Here is a 23,122-nt window from a genome sequence, read left to right on the forward strand (position 1 = left end):
ACGCTATCAGATGTGTGATAGCACACGTAGGAAAGTCAAACTGGGCGATTAAGCGCGTTTAACCTTCATCATTAGAGCAATTAAATTACTCTTTTTCTGCAATGTACGGGTCTTGGTAACCCATCGTTTGCATAATCTCAGTTTCGAGCGATTCCATCTCTTCAGCTTCATCGTCTTCGATATGATCATAACCTAGCAGATGCAAGCTGCCATGTACAACCATATGAGCCCAATGTGCCAAAGCAGGCTTATCTTGTTCAACTGCTTCTTGTTCAACAACTTGTCGACAGATGATTAGATCACCCAGCAAGTTCATTTCCATGCCCTCTGGCACTTCAAATGGGAACGAGAGTACGTTGGTTGGTTTATCTTTGCCACGATACTCTAAGTTCAGCTGATGACTCTCTTGCTCATCAACAATGCGTACGGTGACTTCAGCATCAGGCTGAAATAATGAAATGGCTTTGCTTAACCAAAGATGAATGTCATCAAAACAAGGTAAGCCCTGTTCATCTTCGACCGCCAGTTGCAGATCCAGTTCGATCGCCATTACTGTTTATTCTCCGTAGCAGGGGCTAATAGCTCCGCTTTTTGTGCTTCTAACAACTTCTCTTCACGCTCTTCGCGACGACGTTGTTCAATCTCTTTACGTGCTTTTTGATCTTGGGTTTCCCACTTCTCATACGCGTTAACGATGCGAGCGACCACGGGATGGCGCACGACGTCATCAGCTTGGAAGAAGTTGAAACTGATTTCTTCTACTTCGTTTAATACTTCAATGGCATGGCGCAAACCAGAGCGAGCACCACGTGGTAAGTCGATTTGGGTGACGTCACCAGTAATCACTGCGCGTGAGTTAAAACCAATACGCGTTAAGAACATTTTCATTTGTTCAACGGTGGTGTTTTGGCTTTCATCGAGAATGATAAACGCATCATTTAAGGTGCGACCGCGCATATAAGCGAGTGGCGCGACTTCGATAACGTTACGTTCGATCAGCTTTTCGACTTTTTCAAAGCCAAGCATTTCAAATAACGCATCGTAAAGTGGGCGCAGATAAGGATCGACTTTTTGGCTCAAATCACCTGGTAAGAAACCCAGTTTTTCACCAGCTTCAACCGCCGGGCGAGTCAGTAGAATACGGCGCACTTCTTGGCGCTCTAGCGCATCAACGGCTGCGGCAACTGCAAGATAGGTTTTTCCTGTTCCCGCAGGACCAATACCAAAAGTAATGTCATGGGTGACCATGTTAACCAAGTATTGAGCTTGATTGGCGGTGCGCGGTTTGATCACACCTTTTTTGGTTTTGATGAAAACTTCTTTGCCATAGTCGATATTGGACTCAGTGTCTTGCTCAAGAATGCCGGTTTCTTTAATCGCAAGGTGGATCTCTTCTGGTTCAATATCAGGAATATTGCCACGAACAGGGGCGGTATTAACGTAAAGCGTTTTAATGATTTCAAGCGCAGCAGCAGAGGTGTGAGGTTTACCCACGATGGTGAAGAAGTTGCCTCGGTAGCTAATTTCTACACCTAAACGGCGTTCTAAGTGCTTGATGTTGTCATCGAATGGTCCGCAAAGGCTGGCTAAACGGTGATTATCGGCAGGTTCTAGATCGATCTCTAGCGTGACAATTTTATTGCTCAAAGTTACCTCTCATTGTGGCCAATAGGTAGAGAGCTGATAGCGATCAGCTCTCTTAGGTCTTGATACCGGTTTATCGAACCCAATCAGTATCGAATTCGAGCGGTATGTAGCAACCTATGGCGTAAAGGTGGCGACACCTAGCTCGTCTTCGCGACGTGTATTTGCCATCATTTGAGTTGGCGAAATTAGATTACGAAGATCCATGTCTTTTTCTGTGCGAACTAGCTCACCACGTAGTGAGTTAGTCATGACATCAACGATTTTAACATCAACGAATTGACCGATCAGCTCCGCATTACCTTCGAAGTTCACAACTCGGTTATTTTCAGTACGAGCACGAAGTTCCATCAAGTTTTTCTTCGATGGGCCTTCAACCAGTACGCGTTGCTCAGTACCTAGCATTAGGCGAGAGTAGCGCATCGCTTGTGCGTTGATGGTTTGCTGAAGTTCGTATAGACGCTCTTTTTTCACTTCTTCCGCAAGATCACATGGGTAATCTGCAGCCGGTGTACCTGGGCGAGGAGAGAAGATAAAGCTGAAACTCATATCAAAATCAACTTCTTTAATTAGCTTCATGGTGTCTTGGAAGTCTTTGTCTGACTCGCCAGGGAAGCCAACGATAAAGTCTGAACTGATTTGGATGTCAGGGCGCGCTTTACGTAGTTTACGAATAATCGATTTGTATTCGATAGCCGTGTGCGGACGTTTCATCATCGTCAATACGCGGTCGCTACCGCTTTGCACTGGTAGGTGCAAGAAGCTGACTAGTTCTGGTGTATCTTCGTAGACTGCAATGATGTCATCAGTAAACTCAAGCGGGTGGCTGGTGGTAAAGCGCACGCGGTCGATACCATCGATTGAGGCAACAAGACGCAGCAATTCAGCAAACGAACAAATTTCGCCGTCATGCATTGGGCCACGGTATGCGTTTACGTTTTGGCCTAGAAGGTTGACTTCACGTACGCCTTGCTCTGCAAGCTGCGCAATTTCGTATAGAACGTCATCCATTGGGCGGCTTACTTCTTCGCCGCGAGTGTATGGCACTACGCAGTAAGTACAGTATTTAGAACAGCCTTCCATGATTGAAACGAATGCTGTTGCCCCTTCTGCACGAGGCTCAGGTAGATTGTCGAATTTTTCAATCTCAGGGAATGAAATGTCCATGACAGGCGCTTCGTTAGTTTGCGACTGCTGGATCATTTGTGGCAGGCGGTGCAGAGTTTGTGGACCAAAAATTACGTCAACAAAGGGTGCACGTTGGCGAATGTGGTCGCCTTCTTGAGTGGCAACACAGCCACCGACACCAATCACAACACCAGCTTTTTTATCTTTTAGTGTTTTCCAACGACCAAGCTGGTGGAACACTTTTTCCTGCGCTTTTTCACGGATCGAACAGGTGTTAAGTAGAAGTACATCTGCTTCATCAGGGTCTTCTGTTAGCTCATAGCCATTTGCAGCGTTAAGCAGGTCGGCCATTTTTGATGAATCGTATTCGTTCATCTGGCAACCCCAAGTTTTAATTAGCAGTTTCTTACTCATCTCACTTTCGCTCGTGTTAAATCTTAAAAATCGTTGAACTGGCAGTCTTTATTGACCACTGTTCATTCAAATTATAGCCGCCGTCACGGCGGTAAGCGGCGTATTGTACTGCTTTAAAAAGCACCTGACTAGTGTTGTCGCCAAATGAGTCAATGCTTGATTTTACAAGGGCTTTACCCTTGGTCGAGTTGAGGTTTTTAGTTACATTTTCGTAATCAATCCGTACAATAAAAATTCACTCACAAATCAAGATGATGACGCACAGAAAATGAACAAGTTCGATATTGCAGTGATTGGTGGCGGCATGGTTGGTGCGGCTGTCGCATTGGGTTTTGCTAAGCAAGGCAGACAAGTGGTTCTGATCGAAGGGCATCAGCCTGATGTTTATACTGATGAGCAGGCGATGGACATTCGTGTGTCGGCAATTTCCCATCACTCGGTTGATATTCTGCAACACTTGGGCGCATGGCAAACGATAGAACAAATGCGCGTTTGCCCATATCGTCGTCTCGAAACGTGGGAACACCCCGAGTGTCGAACTCGCTTTAACAGTGATGAGTTAGGTTTAGAACAACTGGGCTATATTGTTGAAAATCGGGTGATTCAACTCGGTTTATGGCATCAATTTGACCAGTATCCGAACCTCACGGTTATTTGCCCGGACTCTTTAGCCTCTTTGGAGTTTGGGGATGACGTACAAATCACCTTAACTTCAGGTAGCACGTTATGTGCTGAATGGGTTGTAGGCGCAGACGGTGCGAATTCAAAAGTGCGTGACTTTGCCAGTATTGGTGTGACGGCATGGGATTATCGTCAACACTGTATGCTGATCAATGTCGCAACGGAAGATGAGCAGCAAGATATTACTTGGCAGCAATTTAATCCATCGGGCCCACGATCGTTTTTACCTCTGTGCGGCCAGCAAGCGTCGTTGGTTTGGTATGACTCACCAAAGCGTATCAAGCAGCTTGGTGCGATGAGTAATGAACATCTTGCTGAAGAGGTGATGGCGTATTTCCCGGCGGAGCTTGGCCACATTAAAGTGCTGCAGTATGGTTCATTTCCATTAACTCGTCGTCATGCGCAGCAATACGTAAACAATCGCTGTATTTTAGTTGGGGATTCTGCCCATACAATCAACCCGTTAGCAGGGCAAGGGGTTAACCTTGGTTTTAAAGATGTCGCGGCATTATTGAAAGTGCTGGAAGGGCAGTCTATTTCGGCTGACTTACTCAAGACTTACGAGCGCAATCGCCGTGGCGATAATTTATTAATGCAGTCGGGAATGGATTTTTTCTACAAAACTTTTAGTAATGACATTGCGCCACTAAAGTTATTGCGTAATGCTGCCTTAAAGTTGGCCGATAAGACAGGGCCGATTAAGCAGCAAGTGCTGAAGTATGCGCTGGGTTTAAAATAGGCGCGGCTATCCAATATATAGTTTTAAATGCCAGATACAAAAAACGCTGCTCAAGGGCAGCGTTTTTTCGTTTAGCTAAGTAGAAATTACTTAGTTACACGTAGTACTGGTGTTTCACCAACAGTTACAGAACCAGAAAGCTTGTTCAGCTCTTTGATTTCGTCCATGTTAGAGATAACAACTGGAGTTAGCGTTGATTTCGCTTTCTCTTCTAGAAGAGCTAGGTCGAATTCAATTACTGTGTCGCCAGCTTTAACTGTTTGGCCTTCTTCAGCGATACGCTTGAAGCCTTCGCCTTTAAGCTCAACAGTGTCGATACCGAAGTGAACGAATAGCTCAACGCCGTCGTCTGATTCGATAGAGAATGCGTGGTTAGTTTCGAAGATCTTACCGATAGTGCCGTTTACAGGAGCTACCATCTTGTCGCCAGTAGGCTTGATAGCAATACCGTCACCAACGATTTTCTCTGCGAATACTACATCTGGCACATCTTCGATGTTTACGATTTCGCCTGATAGAGGTGCGATGATTTCGATTGCACCAGCGTCAGCGCTGTCATCAGATACTAGCTTCTTAAGTTTATCAAACAGACCCATTGTGTCATGCTCCTAACGTTTAGTTTTATTCTTTCGAAATATAGTATACCAATCTAATCGAATAGACGAACATTTTTAGCCGTCTATTCGGTAACCTAGCAAGGGGTAATGAAAGTAATCACTTGATGAATTCATCACCGTAAGCTGTGTTTTTCAGCTAACGGCATGACCACTTTCACCCTCAGTTTTAGATTGGCTATGCAGATTACTTGCTTTTTTCTGCAATGAATTTTTCTACAACAGCTTCAATTTCTGCTGCTGTTGGTAGAGAAAGCGCTTCTTCTGCCATTGCTTTAACTTCTGCGAAGTTAGAGTTACGGATCACTTTCTTAACTGCTGGGATAGAGATGCCGCTCATTGAGAACTCATCTAGACCCATACCTAGTAGAAGTAGTGTTGCGCGCTCATCACCTGCAAGTTCACCACACATACCAGTCCATTTACCTTCCGCGTGAGACGCGTCGATAACTTGCTTGATAACCGTTAGTACTGCTGGTGATAGTGGGTTGTAAAGATGAGAAATCATCTCGTTACCACGGTCAACCGCGAGTGTGTACTGAGTTAAATCGTTAGTACCGATAGAGAAGAAAGCCACTTCCTTCGCTAGGTGGTGTGCGATTGCTGCAGCTGCTGGTGTTTCAACCATTACACCGATTTCGATGTTTTCGTCAAACGCTAGGCCTTCTGCACGAAGCTCTGCTTTGTACTCTTCGATCGCTTTTTTAAGCTCACGAATTTCTTCAACAGAGATGATCATTGGGAACATGATACGCAGTGTGCCGTGTGCTGATGCACGTAGGATACCACGTAGTTGGTCACGAAGGATTTCACGACGATCCAAGCTGATACGTACTGCACGCCAGCCTAGGAACGGGTTCATCTCTTTTGGTAGATCCATGTATGGAAGATCTTTGTCGCCGCCGATGTCCATAGTACGGATGATAACCGCTTGACCTTCCATTGCTTCTGCAACTTCTTTGTAAGCTTGGTACTGTTCTTCTTCAGTAGGAAGTGCAGTACGATCCATAAATAGGAATTCAGTACGGTACAGACCAACACCTTCACCACCGTTACGGATGATACCGTCACAGTCTTTAACTGTACCGATGTTACCGCAAACTTCAACGCGGTGACCGTCAGTCGTTTCAGCGTGTAGATCTTTAAGTTTTGCTAGTTCTTCTTTTTCAGCAATGAAAGCGGCTTTAACGGCTTTTGCTTCTTCAATTTGAGCGTCAGAAGGATTTACAACGATTTTGTTGTTCATCGCGTCAAGAATTAGCATGTCACCATTCTTAACTTTCTTCGTGATGTCGTTAGTACCAACGATCGCTGGAAGCTCAAGAGAACGAGCCATGATTGAAGTGTGAGAAGTACGACCGCCGATGTCACATGCGAAACCTAATACGTAGTCTAGGTTGATTTGTGCTGTTTCTGATGGCGTTAGGTCGTAAGCAACTAGGATAACTTCTTGATCGATATCGCTTAGCGATACGATGTTGATGCCTAGAGCATTTTTAACGAAACGAGAGCCGATATCGCGAATATCAGTCGCGCGCTCTTTTAGGTATTCGTCGTCTAGAGACTCTAGTGCACATGCTTGTTCTTCGATAACGGTGTAGATCGCGTTATCAGCAGACATTTTGTCTTTTTTGATTAGTGCTAGGATTTCTTCTTCTAGCTCTTCGTCTTCAAGAAGCATGATGTGACCTTCAAAGATCGCTTCTTTTTCTTCACCAAAGGTTTCAAGTGCTTTTTGCTTGATGGTTTCAAGCTGAGCTGAGGATTTGTCGCGAGCGTCAAAGAAACGCGCAACTTCTGCTTCTACTTGATCGTCTGTGATCGAGTTTGTATTTAGTACAATTTCATCTTCTTGAAGTAGTAGTGCTTTACCAATAGCAATACCAGGAGATGCTAGGATGCCTGAAATCATAGCCTTACCTTAAATTGGTCAACTTTAAACGGGAGAAATATGGATGCGCTAACGATTATGTTTAGCTTATCTTTTGCCCTATTTCCAACAAAGCCATTTTGTTTTCACAAAATGGCTTCAAAAATAGGAGACCGGATTAGTGTAGTTGATCCATTAGGGCAACTAGATGGTCAACAGCTTGTTGTGCTTGTGGGCCTTCAGCAGAAATTTTAACTACAGTGCCTTTTACTAGGCCAAGAGTTTGTAGTTTGAAAAGGCTTTTTGCGCTAGCGCTTTTACCGTTTGAAGTCACAGTGATGTCCGCATCAAAAGCTTTAGCTTCTTTTACGAATTGTGCAGCAGGACGAGTGTGAAGACCATTTTCTGCAGTGATTTCAACTTGCTTCTCGTACATTTTGTATACCCCAATTAATTATATTATAGATAGTTTATTAACCCGAACTAGCTTAACTCTTTATGAAAGCAGCTTCTATGAAACGAGCCATCATTTTGTGTTGAAACTGATACAGGTTACAAATATTGCAGTAACGATTGAAACATTGGATACCGATCATTACCGCTTAAATACTGTTTTGGCAATATTATTTTGAAGCCAAAAATAAAACATGGCTGATATTACCAAAGGTGTGGCGAGGATCAACAAAAAAGCCCCTGTATGGGGCTTTTTTAAACGAAAATTTGATTTGGATACGTATTACTGTTGGTTCTCTTTTTCAGTAAAGAGGCCGGCAAATAGCGCGGTACTTAGGTAACGCTCACCAGAACTTGGTAATATTACGACGATAGTTTTTCCTGAAAATTCAGGTAGTTCCGCAATTCTGTTGGCGGCAACTACCGCTGCACCAGAAGAGATACCAGCAAGGATGCCTTCTTCTTCCATTAGACGTTGAGCCATCTCTATCGCTTCATCTGAAGTCACGGCTTCAACACGGTCTAGCAGCTCTAAATCAAGGTTGCCTGGAATAAATCCTGCACCGATACCTTGGATTTTGTGTGGTGCTGGTTGAATATCGTCACCGGCAAGCACTTGGGCAATCACAGGCGATTCTGCTGGCTCGACAGCCACTGAGGTGATTGCTTTGCCTTTCTCGCCCTTGATATAACGGCTAGTACCCGTAATCGTACCGCCAGTACCAACACCGGCTACGATGACATCGACTTCACCGTCGGTTGCATCCCAAATCTCAGGTCCTGTGGTTTTTTCATGGATCTCTGGGTTTGCTGGGTTGTTGAATTGCTGTAGCAGTAGGTATTTTTCAGGGTTGCTTGCAACAATTTCTTCTGCTTTAGCAATCGCACCTTTCATGCCTTTCGCCGCTTCAGTCAGCTCTAGGTTTGCCCCTAGTGCTTTCAGCAGTTTACGACGCTCAAGGCTCATTGATTCTGGCATGGTGAGCGTCAGCTTGTAACCACGAGCGGCGGCAACGAAAGCGAGTGCGATACCTGTGTTACCACTAGTCGGCTCAACCAGTTCAACACCTGGTTTAAGTGTGCCTTTCTTTTCTGCATCCCAAATCATGTTGGCGCCGATACGGCACTTTACGCTGAAGCTTGGGTTACGCGCTTCAATTTTAGCAAGTACATTACCTTTGCTAACTTTGTTTAAACGTACAAGTGGAGTGTTACCAACAGTTAGTGAGTTGTCTTCATAAATCTTGCTCATGGTATGGTCCTTCATTAGTTAGCGTCTTGCTCGGATACCGAAAAAGTCAGGATACCGCGCAACCCTATTTGTTTATTTTGTGTGATAGAGATTAGGACAGTAAAAAATTCTAGAGAAGGATTAAAAAGTTATATCTTATTAACTTGAAGGTACTCGCAAAGAAAATAGCAGGGAGCAGTGAGCTCCCTGACGATTACTTTTTAAACTCTGCCACCCACATCGCCGTTGCGCCACAGACGGCAATAGGCATTACAATCAAATTCAGAATAGGAATGGTGGTAAAAATGCTGACTAGCACGCCGAAACCGTACGCCTTTCCTTGTTTTTGTTTCAAATTGTAACGCATGTCGTTAAAACAGATTTTATGATTATCAAATGGATAGTCACAATATTGAATCGCCAGAATCCAAGCAGTGAATACAAACCAAAGAATTGGCCCGACGGTTTGGCCTAATGCTGGGATAAGCAGCAGCAAAAAGAGTCCAATCGCCTTTGGTAATACGTAAACCAATTTACGCCATTCGCGCGCTAGGACTCTTGGCGTGTCTTTTATCACGCTCAGGAAACCGTCGTCATTGATTTTTTGCCCAGTAAGGTGCTCCTCTACTTTTTCTGCCAGTAAACCGTTAAATGGTGCGGCAATAAAATTAGCCAGCGTGCTAAAAAAATAGGAAAACGTCGCTAAGATAGTGAGAACCAATAGCGGCCAAAGCAGATAGCTTAGCCATGAAAGGAACTCGGGCAATTGTCCCATCCAAGATGATATCCATGCATCAAGATGAGAAAAAAGATAAAACAGAGCACCACCAACCAAAACAATATTGGCCAATAGAGGCAAGATGACAAAGCGACGTATTTCTGCACTTAGGGCAATCTCGAAGCCGTAAAAGAAGTAGCCGAAACCGGAGCGAGGTGTGGTGTTGTTATTCATAGTTACTTTTTGCATCGTTATTTTTTGTATAGTGACAGTTTTGGGTGGAAAATGAGCACTTTCTATAATAACAAGAAAGAAGCGTGTCCAAAATCACAACATTGAGGGAACTTCTCACATTAATTTGTTCTAAAACCCTAGTGAGTTTTGGTAGAGTTGGTCGTTAACCGTTTTAATAAACTTAGCTTGGGTAACAATAACGCTTTGGCTAAGCAAATGAGAGCAAAAAATGCAGGAATTGCGATTCGTACTTATCGTGGTGGGCGCGCTAGCCATTGCCGCGTTGCTGTTTCACGGTCTGTGGACGAGTAAAAAAGAAGGTAAGTCTAAATTTGGTGACAAGCCATTAGGGAAGCTCGAAGTGGGAAGCGAAGACATCGCTGATCGCAGTGCAGAACGAGGCTTTGCTCCAGAAGACGACTTTGACATTATTCGTAAAGAGCGCAAGGAACCTGATCTATCGATGGAACCTCTCGAGATTGATCCGCTGGTTAGCGATCCTTTGGTTGATCCGTTAGTTAATGATTACCTTGAGCCGGATGATCAGCGTGTCAACGCGAAGACTGAGTTAGACCACATCGATGTCAGCAGTGCTGAACACCAAACCCCTGCCTATTCTATTGCTGATGATTTGCCTTCTATGTCTGCGGTTGCTGAAACAGTGGTGGTTGAACCTTTGCATGATAAATCGCACGAGGTGCAAGAGAGTGTCCAGCCAACTTCTGCCTTTTCTCGTCTCGATAGCGAACAGGTCAAAACAGCTCCGTTTGAAGAGAAAGTATTAGATGTGGCTGAGACGAAACAGCCTGAAGATGTTCAGTTAGAAACAAGCGACAAAGATGACAGCCCTAGTGAGCCTGATGCTGAGCCGGAAATGGATGTCATTGTTCTCAATGTTCACTGTACTGGTGAGCAAGCATTTGTAGGCACTAAGCTATTTGATAGCATGCAGCAAAATGGCTTACTGTATGGTGAAATGGATATTTTCCATCGCCATGCGGATTTGTCGGGTACGGGTAAAGTGCTATTTAGTGTCGCGAATATGATGCAACCGGGAACGTTAAAACATGATGATCCCGCGCTCTTTACCACCAAAGGTATCTCTTTCTTTATGACCTTGCCGTGTTTTGGCGATGCTGATCAGAACTTTAAGTTGATGCTCAGAACCGCACAGCAAATTGCTGATGACCTTGGCGCGAATGTGCTGGATGATGCGCGTAATCTAATGACGCCCAATCGTTTAGATGCTTACCGAGCACAAATTAAGAAATTTAAGGCCGCGCAGCAAGGCTAAGTATTGAATTGAATGTTAAGGCTCCTCGATAGGAGCCTTTTTGTTTTTAATCTCTTTATTACCGGTATCTTCATTCTGAGTTGTCGCGCCAAATGATGATCGCTATTGGGTATTACTTGAGAATCTCAAATCGGGCGGTCATACTCCGTCCATTCGTTTTATTGCCTTTCGAACATTGAGTAAATTATGTCGACAGAAATCCAACAAAAACTCGAACAACTACGCGAAACGCTTCATTACCATGCCGTCCGTTACTACGTAGAAGACAGCCCAGAGATCCCAGATGCAGAATATGATCGTCTGATGCGAGAATTGCTCGATATTGAAGCGCAACATCCAGATTTAGTGACGATTGACTCGCCGAGTCAGCGTGTTGGCGGCAAACCGCTTGATGGATTCGAATCGGTCGCGCATGAAATTCCCATGCTGTCGTTGGATAACGCTTTTGATGATGCAGAACTGGAAAGCTTTCACAAAAGAATGGCTGACCGCCTACCCGCAGCGCGTTTCGATTTGTTTTGCTGCGAGCCTAAATTAGATGGCTTGGCAATAAGCTTGCTCTACGTTGATGGTGTTTTGGTACAAGCCGCCACACGTGGTGATGGTACGACGGGAGAGAATGTAACGGAAAACGTTCGTACCATCAGCGCGATACCATTAAAACTACGCGGTGAAGGTTGGCCTAATCGTATTGAAGTGCGTGGCGAAGTGTTTATGCCTAAGGCTGGCTTTGACAAGTTAAACCAAAACGCTCTAAAAAAAGGTGAAAAACCTTTTGTTAACCCGCGTAACGCCGCGGCAGGCAGCTTACGTCAATTAGATTCACGCATCACTGCAACCCGTCCACTGAGCTTTTATGCCTACAGTGTCGGTGTGGTGGAAGGCGAACCATTGTCATTGAGTCATTACCAACGCTTTTTGCAATTGAAAAACTGGGGTCTGCCAATGTGCCCAGAAACCAAGCTGGTTAATTCTTTAGAAGACGTAAAGGCCTATTATCACGATATCTTGACTCGCCGTGATGCGCTGCCGTATGAGATTGATGGTGTCGTGATTAAAGTTGATGATGTGACTTTGCAAGAGCGTCTTGGTTTTGTTGCCCGAGCGCCACGCTGGGCGATTGCTTATAAATTCCCGGCGCAAGAAGAAATCACCATTCTAAATGACGTAGAGTTTCAAGTCGGTCGCACCGGCGCGATCACGCCGGTCGCGAAACTAGAGCCTATTTTCGTCGGTGGTGTGACCGTGAGTAATGCCACGTTACATAACGCCGATGAGATTGCTCGTTTAGCGGTGAAGATTGGTGATAGCGTGATTATCCGTCGTGCTGGCGATGTGATCCCGCAGGTGGTGTCAGTGGTGCTGGATCGTCGCCCTGATTCTGCTCGTGAAATTGTCTTTCCTGCACAATGCCCAGTATGTCACTCAGCGGTTGAGCGGGTCGAAGGTGAAGCAGTCGCGCGCTGTACTGGCGGTTTAGTTTGTCAGGCGCAGCGTAAAGAGGCGCTTAAGCACTTTGTATCGCGCAAAGCGCTTGATGTGGATGGCCTAGGTGAAAAGGTTATCGAACAACTGGTCGATAAAGAGATGGTTGCCACTCCGGCTGATCTGTTTAAGCTCAGTGCAGGCGTGATTACGGTTTTAGATCGTATGGGGCCTAAATCGGCGCAGAATGTCGTTGATGCATTAGTTAAATCGAAACAAACCACATTACCTCGCTTTTTATACTCACTCGGTATTCGTGAAGTGGGCGAGGCGACGGCTGCGAACCTTGCCATGCACTTTAAATCATTGGACGCGGTAATGGCTGCCACACATGAGCAGTTGATCGAAGTTCAAGATGTTGGCGTGATTGTGGCAAGTCATGTGACCGCTTTCTTCGCCCAAGAGAAGAACCAGCAAGTGATCACTGAATTGCAGCAGCAGGGGATTGATTGGCCAGCTATTGAAGAGCGTGATGAAAGTGTGCCGCAACCGTTAGCCGGTAAAACTGTGGTGCTAACCGGATCACTGTCACAACTGTCGCGTAGCGATGCAAAAGCGGCATTGCAGAATTTAGGTGCCAAAGTGGCCGGTAGCGTATCGAAAAAAACCGATATCTTATTTGTTGGTGAAAACGCGGGTTCTAAATTAGCCAAAGCACAAGAGTTGGGGATAGAGGTACAAACTGAGCAAGATTTAATCAACTTAATGTAACTAAATTTATCTAAAAAGCGCTCTACCACTAGTGGTAGAGCGTTTTTTTTTGGAAAAAATTAATCCTTTATTTGTGAGAAATAATCTTCAAATAAAGAACCGTGACAATGATCAAACAAAAAATAACACAACCTAAAGAGCCTTGGGTAGTGCGACACACTTCAAGTTGTTACGGTGATAGCTTGGTGTAACTCTATGTTTTTAAAGTTATTTTGCCGGGTGGTGTAAAGTTCAAATAATGAGTGAGATCGAGATCACTACTTTTGAAAAAGTATGTGTTAGCTCATATTTTTTTATAAAGAAATTAAGTTCTGATTGATGTTTTTTGGTGCGAAGTTAGTCTAGGGGACATGGATACACACGGTGTATGCAGTAACTTTAAAATCAAAAATTATTTTAAACAGTAATTTAGGTTTTATAAGAATTATCTTCTTCCTTCGGCGGCCAAACTTAAGGGAGAAGAAACAAAAAAACAGCTATATCCCATTTTTTAGGAGTTTTTTCCATGGACAAATTTTTTAAACGCACTCTAGTAGGCGCAGCAGTAGCAGCAGTAGCAGCTGCGGGTTCTGTAAATGCAGCTAGCCTGACTGACAACGTTGATCTTTACGGTCAAGCAGCTGTATCTGTATGGTACATGGCTGACGTAGCAGAAGGTAAAGACCACGGTCTAGACATTGAAAACGAATCTCGTATCGGTCTTCGTGGTACTCAAGAATTCAAAAACTTCGGCCCTGCTATCATTTGGCAAATGGAAACTGGTAACGTTGGTGACGACGGTTCAACAGGCACACTAGGTGGCCGTGATTCATTCATCGGTTTCCAATTTGACGCGGGTAAATTCCGTTTTGGTCGTCTAACTCAGCCTGCATACGATATCGTTGACTGGCCATACACTAACCCAGGTCTAGGTAACGTATTTGACTGGAACACTGATATTGCAGCGGGCGCACACGTTGACCGTTCTGGTGATACTTTCCGTTGGGATTCTAAAAACTACAACGGTTTCACTTACGCAGCATCTGCATTCAAAGGTGATAAAGATGTAGATAACATGGGTTATTCTGTAGCCGCTCATTACTCTACTAACGGCTTCACGCTACACGCAGGCTACCAAACAGAAGGTGACGCAGCGGTATCTGTAAAGAACACTGCAACTACGCCTGTTGAGTCAACATCAGAAGGTCAGCGTTCATTCTACATCTTAGGTGCTGAATACAGCTTCGGTAACGGCTTCCATGTAACGGCAGCAATTAAAGAGATGGAAACTGATTACACAGTTGCTGGCGCAACTAATGCTCTAACTGGTGTGTCTAAGCAAGACCAACGTGCTTACTCTGTAACGGCGCAATACGATACAGCTGAGTGGCAATACAAATTGGGCTACGCAGCAACGAGCGACCTAAGCACAACTGGTGGTAACGTAAATGATAAGAACACTGGCGATACTGCAATCACTGCACGTGTTCTATTCAAACTAGACCCATCAGCAGTTATCTACGCTGACATTCGTTCATACGATATGGGTGTTAATGCTTACGATGTTACTGCAGACCGAGATGATCAAGCTGGTGACGTTACTAAGTTCGGTATCGGTGTTGAGTACTACTTCTAATTATTTAATTAATTAGTTGATTAACATCAAGGGTGGCGATTGCCACCCTTTTCTTCTATATAAGCAGGTAATATTTATTATGAAAAAGTGGATCGTTCTTTCTTTGGCTCTATTTGGCGGTACTGCATTGGCAGACGTTAAAGTCACCTTTTCACCTGATGTGGAAGTGTTAGCAGTTAATGGCGTTGATGATATCAGTTCTGGTTTTGGCCATGTTGACCATGTGGTTTTGGAAAATGGCCGTAATCAACTACTCGTTCGCTCGGCAACTATGATTCGCCGTGATGGCCAGCAAGAAAAATTTAAATCCAAGCCAATAATCATGTTATTTGACGCTCAAGATGTTTCTTTGAACTTAGTGCCAAGCATTCATGTAAAAGATGGTCATGATGCTGATAATTTTAAAAAGAATCCGATTTTTTATCTAAAAAATAACGGTAAAAATGTCGAAGTAACAACAGACGTATTATTTGGTAATTTGGTTGATTTTGTTCGTGATTACGAGAATGAACTGGCAAACTACAACAAGCGTGAAGCCCCAGCATCGACTTATATTTACGATCAAGAAGAGCAAGTTAGAAAGTCGGTAAAAATTGCTACCAATGATGGAAATATGACACTGGAACAAGCGATTATTATGCTGAAAGCCGATTTTTTAAGATTGGATGAAGCTTCGCAAAAAGAATTTGCTCAATGGGCAAATAAGCAATAGTAAACTAGAGTAATAAATTTAAATGACAAAGCCAGCATTCGCTGGCTTTGTGCTAAATAATAGCTGGCGCTTAATTCCAGTAAAGAATTTTACCTTTATAAGCTTTACAGTATTCACTTGGAATATATTCCACGCTACCGTTTGGCAATTCACATGTCACGCGAGGTCCCATCGCGGTAGCTCGCCCTTCGCCATTACCGGCGTAAGCAGTTAAAGAAAATAGCGCAGTACAAAATAGAGCAATAACAATTTTCATAATAAATCCCCTTTATTTTTGCGAGTCATCTCAAATTTCTGAGATAGTTTTAGTATGAAACAAGATCGATAAAGATCAAAAAAAAATGATATTTTTCTGCAACAAATAACTGAAACTTATGATTGATTAGATATTTAGCTATGAAATTAGTTTTTTGCTTTAAAAGATGAGTAGAGTGGTTCTTTATTGGTTCTTTTGTAAATAAAAAGGGGCTTTGAGCCCCTTTTTATTGGTTAATGACGAATTAATTGGCTTGAATGATCAGCGTGATACCATCAAGTTCTATTACTTTTACCACCGTTCCCGCTGGTAATGATTGTTCACAATATGCAGACCAAGTTGTATCAGCAACGCGAATGCGCGACTTGCCCGCTGGAATGGCATCTTCTAGCGTGATCACCTGACCAATCAGTTGTTTCTCTTTTTGATTGAGTGTTCTCGATTCATCGCTTTCTTGATCTTGTTTTAGCTGACGTCGCCACCACAGCCATGTGGTCACCAGTGCAAAGGCCCCAAAAGAAACCCATTGCAGTTGCCAACTAAGTGGCAATAACGAAAGCAGTAGGCCGACTAACAGTGCAGATATACCAAGCCATAACAAGTAACCCGCTGCACCGAGCAGTTCCGCCGCCAACAAGGCTAAACCTAAAGCAAGCCAATGCCAGTGGGTAAAAGTATCTAGTAGTTCAATCACGGCACTTCTCTATCTAATAACGTTATACCAATATGAGCGGCTATTTTTCAGGTTGTTGTTTAAACATTTCAGCAATACCGGCCACTGAACCCATCAACCCCGTCGCTTCGAGTGGGAGCATGATGATCTTGCCATTCTCTGCTTGGCCAATCGCTTTTAGAGCTTCAGTGTAGCCCTGAGCTATAAAGTAATTCACTGCTTGCATATCGCCTTGTGAAATCGCGTTAGAAACCATCTCGGTCGCTCTTGCTTCGGCTTCTGCAGCACGTTCACGCGCTTCTGCTTGAAGGATAGCCGCTTGTTTAGCGCCTTCTGCTTTCAGGATATCAGATTGCTTATGACCTTCTGCTTTGAGGATTTCCGCTTGGCGAACCCCTTCAGCTTCAAGAATATCAGCACGCTTATTACGTTCCGCTTTCATTTGTGCATTCATCGCTGCGGTTAGATCGGCAGGTGGCTGTACATCTTTAATTTCGATACGAGTGACTTTTACGCCCCATGGGTTAGTCGCTTCATCAACGATAGCCAATAGTTTAACGTTAATCTGGTCACGTTGGCTAAGCATCTCATCAAGCTCCATTGAGCCGAGTACGGTACGCATATTGGTTAGAGTCAGGTTACGAATCGCATGCACGAGATCATTAACTTCATAAGCGGCTTTTGCTGCATCAATGGCTTGCACAAAACAGACCGCATCAATGGTGACATTGGCGTTATCGCGAGAGATCACTTCTTGTGCCGGGATATCAAGTACGCGCTCCATCATATTGATCTTATGACCGATGCTGTCAATAAATGGAATGATGAAGTTTAAGCCAGGTTTGAGTGTGTGGGTATAACGGCCAAAGCGTTCTACCGTCCAGTGGTTACCTTGAGGAACGGTTTTAACACCTGCGTAAACAAAGGCTATAACAACGAGAACAAAAATAGCGGTGGTAATGAGAGAGTAGTCAATAGGCATTATGATTTTCCTTATTTCATGATTGTGGCCATTGTTGCTTATTAAAACAGCGCCGACAAATCTAGAAATGAGAGCTATGCCTCTAATTTTGATAAAACAAAGGCCGGAATACCCGGCCTTATCAATGAGATGAATCTATTTTTACTCTGTAATCAGTAGAGGATAGAGTAAAGCTGACGGCGGTATTGTGCAGCCAGTGGATTTCCTTGGCCTAATGCACTGAGTATATCCATAAAAGTCTTTTTCATTTCGCCGTCGAGAGCATTGAGATTTTTCACGATGAAGCGCCAGATCAACTCGAGTGCTTCTTCATCACGATTGACGTTGTGATAGTTCAATGCCAAATCCAGCGCTAACTTGGCATTGTCCTGATCTTGGGCAAAGGCGCTCTCAAGAGATTGGATCTCAGGGCTATTCGCCGCCTGATTATGCAGTTCTAATTTAGCAATGAGGCTCTTGTAATCGTTATCTTGGTATTCGAGAGGAATATGTTGCAGTTGTTCTGCAGCAAGAGTGAAATCTTGAGTTTCAAGGTAGCAAGCGGCCAGCGCAAGTTTCACTTCTCCTTTCACTAATAATTCTTCTGGGAGTGACTTTAGTAGTGGCAGCGCTTGAGTATGCTCGCCTGCAGCGACCAGTTGAAGAGCGCGGTTCATTGTTAGCGCATCTTGGCTTGGTAAGTGTCGGTTAAGCATCTCTTCGATGGCACTAATCGGTTGGGGGCCACCCATGCCATCCACGGGTTGGCCTTCAGAAAATAAGGCGATAGTGGGTAACGTTTGAACACCAAATTGCGCAGCAATACCTTGTTCTTGTTCACAATTGAGCAGCGCAAGCGTAAACGCACCATTGTAGTTTTGAGCGAGCTGTTGCAGTTGAGGAATGATGTCACTGCTTTCTTGGCTCATAGGGGCCCAAAAGTGGATAAGCAGAGGGGTTTGTCGAGAGCTTTCGAGAACCGGCATAAAATTCTGCTGATTGAGTTCGACGATAAAAGGTGATTGCATTTGCTTTATCCTTGCCAATTATAAGTACTGGGGGCGCTAGTATTGATTCACTTAGGCAGAGCCTATTGCTACTAACAGTATGGGCAGGAAGTGTATATATCAAGTCTCTAAAACAAAAACGCCACTGAATTCAGTGGCATTTTTATTGGCAGCACGTGCAGCGAAGGTGTTTAAAATAAGATAAACAGAGTTAGCGCAGCACTCACACATAGCCAATTTAATTTATTTAATGACATCTGCAGGCACCGAATGAAACGCTTATTAATATGGGGTATTTCTACGTTACCAGTGAATCATGCGCTTCTATTGTGACGTAATGATGACATTAAGCGGCTTTTTGCAAAATTTTATCTAACCATCGACTGGGTAGTAGGCGCTTTAGAATGGCAAACACCTTGGTTGGTCGTGTGACTCGATAACGGATCTTTGGCCGTGGCGCTTCAAGGGCATCAATCAATGGGGGGATACAAGCTTCAGCTGGCAGTACAAAAGCATTGTTTGAGCCCTCCTTTTCGAGTCGTTGAATTTGTTGTTTATAGGCGGTTTGATGAACGCTGCCATCAATATCAATCCATTGCTGAAAGGCTTTTAAGGCATTGGCTCGAAAGCGGGTTTCAATTGGGCCTGGTTCAATCAAGCTAATTTTGATCTCGGTATCGGCAAGCTCCAAGCGCAAGGTGTCACTCCAACCTTCAAGGGCGAATTTTGAGGCGTTGTAAGCACCACGGTATTTCATTGCCGCAAAGCCAAGTACAGAACTGTTTTGTACGATACGGCCATAGCCCTGTTTACGCATTACTGGCAGTACGTGTTGAACCAGTTGATGCCAACCAAAAAAGTTACTCTCAAATTGTGCGCGCAGCGCGTCGGTCGGTAAGTCTTCCAGCGCGCCGGGTTGCCCATATGCGCCATTATTGAATAACCCGTAAAGCTGACCGTTGGTGAGTGCCAATGTTTGCGTTACTGCATGATCAATACTGGCTGAATCGCTCAAGTCTAATTGAAGGCAAGTTAGACCTTCCGCTTGCAGTCTTTCTACATCTTCAGCTTTGCGGCAAGATGCGATCACTTGGTAGCCCTGTTGATGAAGTGCATGGGCGGCGGCATAGCCAATTCCAGATGAACAGCCGGTGATCAGTACTGCTTTTGACATGAATTCCTTCTCTTTAAGCGACGATATGCCACTCTAGAGTAAAGGATTAGTCGTGATGTTGTAATAAATTTTTTAGTGCAGGTTCAATTCTGGAGTAGCTAAAACGAAAGCCTAATTCGGTGAGTTTTTTCGGCTTGGCTCGGACGCTATCGAAGAGCAACACCGCGCTCTCTCCCATCATTATTTTCAGTGCCCATTTAGGGGTAAACAACAGGTGAGGGCGTTTTAGCGTTCGAGCTAAAGTACGGCTGAAATGACGGTTGGTGACGGGGTGAGGAGCACAAAAGTTAAATTCCCCATGGGCATGTTCAGTCTCGAGTAAATAGAGTATGCCGCGTACCATATCTAACATGTGAATCCAAGGTAGGTATTGTTTGCCACGTCCAATTGGGCCACCAACGCCGAGCTTATAGGGCAATAACATTTTGCTTAAGGCGCCGCCGTCACAACCTAAAACCACACCGGTTCTCAAGATGCATACTCGAGTCTCTTCTGAGCGCGCGCGATTGGCTATCTCTTCCCATTTTGCACAAACATAATGAGGAAAGCCTTTGCTTTGAACATGCAAGCTTTCATCGAATGGATGCTGTTGTTGATCGCCATAGTACCCGACCGCTGAGCCGCTGATGAAGACTTTAGGCGGAGTGGTGCTTGCATGAATAAGACTGACAATTTGTTCGGTGAGTTGCCAGCGACTTTGGCAGATGGCCTGTTTCTGTTTTTTGTTCCAACGCTTGTCGGCGATGGGCTCTCCGGCGAGATTAATCACGGCATCAAAATCATTTAAATCATGCAGATCATCCAAGTGGGAGAGGTAGGTAATATTGCCTAAATCAGCATGACTGAGAGTTTGCTTCGCTTTATCTAGGTTGCGCGATAGCAGAACCACCTCATGGGTCGTTAAGTGTTTCAACAATTCTCTGCCGACGAATCCAGTACCGCCAGTGATCAATATCTTCATTACGTTCTCCTCACTTGGAGTAATTATAGCGATAACCTCGTCACTCGGATCAGAGCGTGCGTGATAATTGTCGCGTTTCAACGGCGAATCAGGAAGTGTAGGGAGTCACAGAATACACATTTTGTTACATCCAATATGAGTGGTGATGCAACCGTCACATACTATCAGTAGGCGCTTTGGCAAGATAGGTTATGGGCAAGATAGCCTACGGGTTAGCAATGGAGTGAGATTATGCTGGAAGTGAGGCAAGCAATAGGCGCTTTACTGCGCGCCATGTTGGGCAGCTTTCGTGATCTTATGCCAATCATTATCGTGATTGCTTTTTTTCAGTTAGTGGTACTACAAGAACCACTGCCCAATCTTCTCTCGATCTTATTCGGCTTGTTGCTGGTGGTTCTTGGCCTGACGTTTTTTATTTTTGGGCTTGAGATGGGGCTCTTTCCTATTGGCGAGACCATGGCGCAAGCTTTTGCCCGCAAAGGCAGTGTATTCTGGTTGTTGATTTTTGCTTTCTGCTTGGGCTTTGGTACGACGGTTGCGGAGCCTGCCTTAACCGCCATTGCCGATGAAGCGGCAGCAGTGGCCGCAGAGGGCGGTATGATCATCAATGATGAGGCGAGTCGCGAGGACTACGCTAATGGCTTGCGGCTAACGGTCGCATTATCGGTTGGGATCGCGATTGTGTTAGGCGTATTACGCATTCTCAAAGGCTGGCCAATCCAAACCATGATTATTGGTGGTTATATCGGTGTGGTGATTCTCACCGCGTTTGCACCAGAAAGTATTATTGGCGTGGCTTACGACTCCGGAGGGGTGACCACCTCGACCATTACCGTACCATTAGTCACAGCATTAGGCGTGGGCTTGGCTTCTTCAATTAAAGGGAGAAATCCGATGATTGATGGCTTTGGCTTGATCGCATTTGCCTCTTTGCTGCCAATGATGTTTGTAATGGTCTTTGGAATGGTGGTGGCATGATGATGCAGCTACTGGATACCTTTATTGACACCGTTGGTGATGTTATTCCTATTGCCACGATTCTATTTGGCTTTCAATTTGCGGTGTTGCGCCGACCTATCGTTAACCCCATCAAAGTGTTATTAGGCTTTTTTTATGTCATTTTTGGTTTATCCCTTTTCTTGCTTGGTCTTGAGTTGGCGCTCTTTCCTTTGGGCGAGACCATGGCAGCGCAACTGACCGCGCCTGATTTTCTGCAACAAGTTCGCATTAGTGCCCGAGAGACATTGAGTTGGATTGATTATTACTGGGTCTATTTGTTTGCGTTTTGCATCGGCTTCAGTACCACCATTGCGGAGCCATCATTGATCGCTGTGGCGATCAAAGCCAATCAGGTTTCGGGTGGCAGCATTCGGGTTAATGGTTTGCGTATTGCTGTCGCGCTGGGCGTCGCGATTGGTATTTCGCTGGGTAGCTATCGAATCGTTGTTGGTGATCCGATTCATTACTACATCATCTTTGGCTATATCGTGGTCGTCATTCAAACTTTTTTCGCGCCCAAGTTAATCATTCCATTAGCTTATGACTCAGGCGGTGTGACCACCTCTACAGTGACTGTACCACTCGTCGCTGCGCTTGGACTTGGCCTTGCTTCTACCGTTCCGGGACGCAATCCAATGATTGATGGTTTTGGCTTGATTGCATTTGCCAGCTTATTTCCGATCATTTCAGTAATGGGGTACGCACAGATAACCCAATGGTTGAATAAACCTAAACAAGAGGATAAAGAAAATGCGCTTTAAGTTGCTTTTAGCCTTTGTTGAAGACAGTAAAACCGAACAAGTGCTTGATGCTGCGCGTCAAGCGGGCGCGACAGGGGCGACGGTGATCAATAACGCTCGTGGCGAAGGACTCAACCAAAAACGGACCTTTTTTGGCCTGACATTAGAGGTGCAAAAAGACGTGTTGCTGTTTGTGGTTGAAGAGCATTTAGCTCGGCAAATATTAGAAACCATCAGTGAAGTTGGTGAGTTTGATCAAGCATCGGGGCAGGGCATTGCTGTCCAAATAGATATCGAAGATGCTGTTGGTGTCGCCCATCAAGTTGAGCAGTTAACCAAAGTGGTAGAGGATGAATTATGACAACCCAAGAAATCATTCGTGTACGCGATGTAATGACGGGCAACTACGTCATTATTGATGGTTTAACGACAGTGCAGGAGGGGATCCGTTTAGCACGGCAAAATCAAGTTAAGGCCCTTGTGGTCAATAAACGCCATCAAGATGATGAATATGGCATTGTCTTGATGAACGATATTGCTAAAAAAGTGTTAGCCAAAAATCGCTCCTGCGAACGGACTAATATTTATGAAGTGATGACCAAACCCGCATTGGGAGTGGATCCTACGATGAACGTCAAATATTGTGCACGTCTGTTTGAACGTTTCGGTATTAGCCGAGCACCGGTGATTGAAAATGGTCAAGTGATCGGTATGGTCAGCTACAATAATATTGTTCTAAATGGCATGGCACGAGATGACGACTGATCGACAATTACGTAGAATAGCCTCAATTATTTTGAGGAGTTGA

Annotated in this window: 23 protein-coding genes; 9 read left to right on the top strand and 14 right to left on the bottom strand. The window is 44.6% G+C overall.

The window, feature by feature from the left end; translation table 11 throughout:
- Positions 1 to 85 precede the first annotated feature (85 nt).
- From ybeY to miaB, 3 genes are all read right to left on the bottom strand, one after another.
- Entirely contained in the window at positions 86 to 550 is a 465-nt protein-coding gene (gene ybeY, locus RJD38_RS10235; protein ID WP_005593578.1) for an rRNA maturation RNase YbeY, read from the bottom strand.
- Positions 550 to 1,647, bottom strand: coding sequence for a PhoH family protein (locus RJD38_RS10240; protein WP_065429933.1), 1,098 nt, complete (start codon positions 1,645 to 1,647; stop codon positions 550 to 552). Before RJD38_RS10240 ends, ybeY begins: the two co-directional genes overlap by 1 nt.
- 114 nt (positions 1,648 to 1,761) lie before the next feature.
- On the bottom strand, positions 1,762 to 3,186 hold the full coding sequence (miaB, locus tag RJD38_RS10245) for a tRNA (N6-isopentenyl adenosine(37)-C2)-methylthiotransferase MiaB (protein ID WP_005593575.1): 1,425 nt from the start codon (positions 3,184 to 3,186) through the stop codon (positions 1,762 to 1,764).
- 268 nt (positions 3,187 to 3,454) lie between these two features.
- Here miaB and RJD38_RS10250 point away from each other — a divergent pair, with 268 nt between their 5' ends.
- Positions 3,455 to 4,606 carry a 2-octaprenyl-3-methyl-6-methoxy-1,4-benzoquinol hydroxylase gene (locus RJD38_RS10250; protein ID WP_065545618.1) on the top strand — a complete coding sequence of 384 codons (1,152 nt, stop codon included), beginning with the start codon at positions 3,455 to 3,457 and terminating at the stop codon, positions 4,604 to 4,606.
- Positions 4,607 to 4,692: 86 nt separating this feature from the next.
- Here RJD38_RS10250 and crr read toward each other — a convergent pair whose 3' ends face one another.
- The 5 genes from crr to cysZ all read right to left on the bottom strand — a co-directional run bounded on the left by crr (position 4,693) and on the right by cysZ (position 9,726).
- Positions 4,693 to 5,202, bottom strand: a complete 510-nt coding sequence (gene crr, locus RJD38_RS10255; protein WP_005593572.1) for a PTS glucose transporter subunit IIA — start codon at positions 5,200 to 5,202, stop codon at positions 4,693 to 4,695.
- A 205-nt stretch (positions 5,203 to 5,407) separates the two neighbouring features.
- Positions 5,408 to 7,132 carry a phosphoenolpyruvate-protein phosphotransferase PtsI gene (gene ptsI, locus RJD38_RS10260; RefSeq protein WP_005593571.1) on the bottom strand — a complete coding sequence of 575 codons (1,725 nt, stop codon included), beginning with the start codon at positions 7,130 to 7,132 and terminating at the stop codon, positions 5,408 to 5,410.
- A gap of 136 nt (positions 7,133 to 7,268) precedes the next feature.
- The gene (locus tag RJD38_RS10265; RefSeq protein WP_005593570.1) at positions 7,269 to 7,526 is read right to left on the bottom strand and encodes an HPr family phosphocarrier protein; all 258 of its coding nucleotides are present in this window, start codon (positions 7,524 to 7,526) and stop codon (positions 7,269 to 7,271) included.
- A gap of 300 nt (positions 7,527 to 7,826) precedes the next feature.
- Positions 7,827 to 8,795, bottom strand: coding sequence for a cysteine synthase A (cysK, locus tag RJD38_RS10270; protein ID WP_065545617.1), 969 nt, complete (start codon positions 8,793 to 8,795; stop codon positions 7,827 to 7,829).
- Between the two features lie 193 nt (positions 8,796 to 8,988).
- A complete protein-coding gene (cysZ, locus tag RJD38_RS10275; protein WP_406853124.1) occupies positions 8,989 to 9,726 on the bottom strand; it encodes a sulfate transporter CysZ in 738 nt (245 codons plus the stop codon).
- Positions 9,727 to 9,955: 229 nt separating this feature from the next.
- Between cysZ and zipA the strand changes: the two genes are divergently transcribed.
- From zipA to RJD38_RS10295, 4 genes are all read left to right on the top strand, one after another.
- Positions 9,956 to 11,020, top strand: a complete 1,065-nt coding sequence (zipA, locus tag RJD38_RS10280) for a cell division protein ZipA (RefSeq protein ID WP_065545616.1) — start codon at positions 9,956 to 9,958, stop codon at positions 11,018 to 11,020.
- 186 nt (positions 11,021 to 11,206) lie between these two features.
- Positions 11,207 to 13,216 carry an NAD-dependent DNA ligase LigA gene (gene ligA / locus RJD38_RS10285; protein WP_065545615.1) on the top strand — a complete coding sequence of 670 codons (2,010 nt, stop codon included), beginning with the start codon at positions 11,207 to 11,209 and terminating at the stop codon, positions 13,214 to 13,216.
- A gap of 505 nt (positions 13,217 to 13,721) precedes the next feature.
- Positions 13,722 to 14,831, top strand: a complete 1,110-nt coding sequence (locus tag RJD38_RS10290) for a porin (protein ID WP_065545614.1) — start codon at positions 13,722 to 13,724, stop codon at positions 14,829 to 14,831.
- A 79-nt stretch (positions 14,832 to 14,910) separates the two neighbouring features.
- Positions 14,911 to 15,543, top strand: coding sequence for a DUF2057 domain-containing protein (locus RJD38_RS10295; RefSeq protein WP_065429941.1), 633 nt, complete (start codon positions 14,911 to 14,913; stop codon positions 15,541 to 15,543).
- A gap of 70 nt (positions 15,544 to 15,613) precedes the next feature.
- Here the strand turns inward: RJD38_RS10295 and RJD38_RS10300 are convergent, their stop codons facing one another.
- From RJD38_RS10300 to RJD38_RS10325, 6 genes are all read right to left on the bottom strand, one after another.
- A complete protein-coding gene (locus tag RJD38_RS10300; protein WP_065545613.1) occupies positions 15,614 to 15,799 on the bottom strand; it encodes a hypothetical protein in 186 nt (61 codons plus the stop codon).
- Between the two features lie 244 nt (positions 15,800 to 16,043).
- A complete protein-coding gene (locus tag RJD38_RS10305) occupies positions 16,044 to 16,493 on the bottom strand; it encodes an NfeD family protein (RefSeq protein ID WP_065545612.1) in 450 nt (149 codons plus the stop codon).
- Between the two features lie 40 nt (positions 16,494 to 16,533).
- Entirely contained in the window at positions 16,534 to 17,454 is a 921-nt protein-coding gene (locus RJD38_RS10310; RefSeq protein WP_005593559.1) for an SPFH domain-containing protein, read from the bottom strand.
- Between the two features lie 152 nt (positions 17,455 to 17,606).
- On the bottom strand, positions 17,607 to 18,461 hold the full coding sequence (locus RJD38_RS10315) for a co-chaperone YbbN (protein WP_065545611.1): 855 nt from the start codon (positions 18,459 to 18,461) through the stop codon (positions 17,607 to 17,609).
- Between the two features lie 325 nt (positions 18,462 to 18,786).
- Entirely contained in the window at positions 18,787 to 19,614 is an 828-nt protein-coding gene (locus RJD38_RS10320) for an SDR family oxidoreductase (protein ID WP_065545610.1), read from the bottom strand.
- A gap of 46 nt (positions 19,615 to 19,660) precedes the next feature.
- Positions 19,661 to 20,575 carry a TIGR01777 family oxidoreductase gene (locus RJD38_RS10325; RefSeq protein ID WP_065545609.1) on the bottom strand — a complete coding sequence of 305 codons (915 nt, stop codon included), beginning with the start codon at positions 20,573 to 20,575 and terminating at the stop codon, positions 19,661 to 19,663.
- Positions 20,576 to 20,806: 231 nt separating this feature from the next.
- On the opposite strand from RJD38_RS10325, the gene RJD38_RS10330 reads away from it, so the two are divergent.
- The 4 genes from RJD38_RS10330 to RJD38_RS10345 are packed head-to-tail and all read left to right on the top strand — an operon-like array spanning position 20,807 to position 23,079.
- Positions 20,807 to 21,553 carry a DUF1538 domain-containing protein gene (locus RJD38_RS10330; protein ID WP_065545608.1) on the top strand — a complete coding sequence of 249 codons (747 nt, stop codon included), beginning with the start codon at positions 20,807 to 20,809 and terminating at the stop codon, positions 21,551 to 21,553.
- Complete coding sequence (locus RJD38_RS10335) at positions 21,550 to 22,335, top strand: DUF1538 domain-containing protein (protein ID WP_197497774.1); 786 nt, start codon at positions 21,550 to 21,552, stop codon at positions 22,333 to 22,335. Before RJD38_RS10330 ends, RJD38_RS10335 begins: the two co-directional genes overlap by 4 nt.
- Positions 22,325 to 22,675 (top strand): P-II family nitrogen regulator, encoded by a 351-nt coding sequence (locus RJD38_RS10340; protein WP_009387377.1) that lies wholly within the window; start codon positions 22,325 to 22,327, stop codon positions 22,673 to 22,675. The genes RJD38_RS10335 and RJD38_RS10340 overlap by 11 nt, the downstream gene beginning before the upstream one ends.
- The gene (locus tag RJD38_RS10345) at positions 22,672 to 23,079 is read left to right on the top strand and encodes a CBS domain-containing protein (protein WP_005593552.1); all 408 of its coding nucleotides are present in this window, start codon (positions 22,672 to 22,674) and stop codon (positions 23,077 to 23,079) included. The genes RJD38_RS10340 and RJD38_RS10345 overlap by 4 nt, the downstream gene beginning before the upstream one ends.
- Positions 23,080 to 23,122: the final 43 nt, after the last annotated feature.

The organism is Vibrio scophthalmi, assembly GCF_040869025.1.
GTDB lineage: Bacteria > Pseudomonadota > Gammaproteobacteria > Enterobacterales > Vibrionaceae > Vibrio > Vibrio scophthalmi.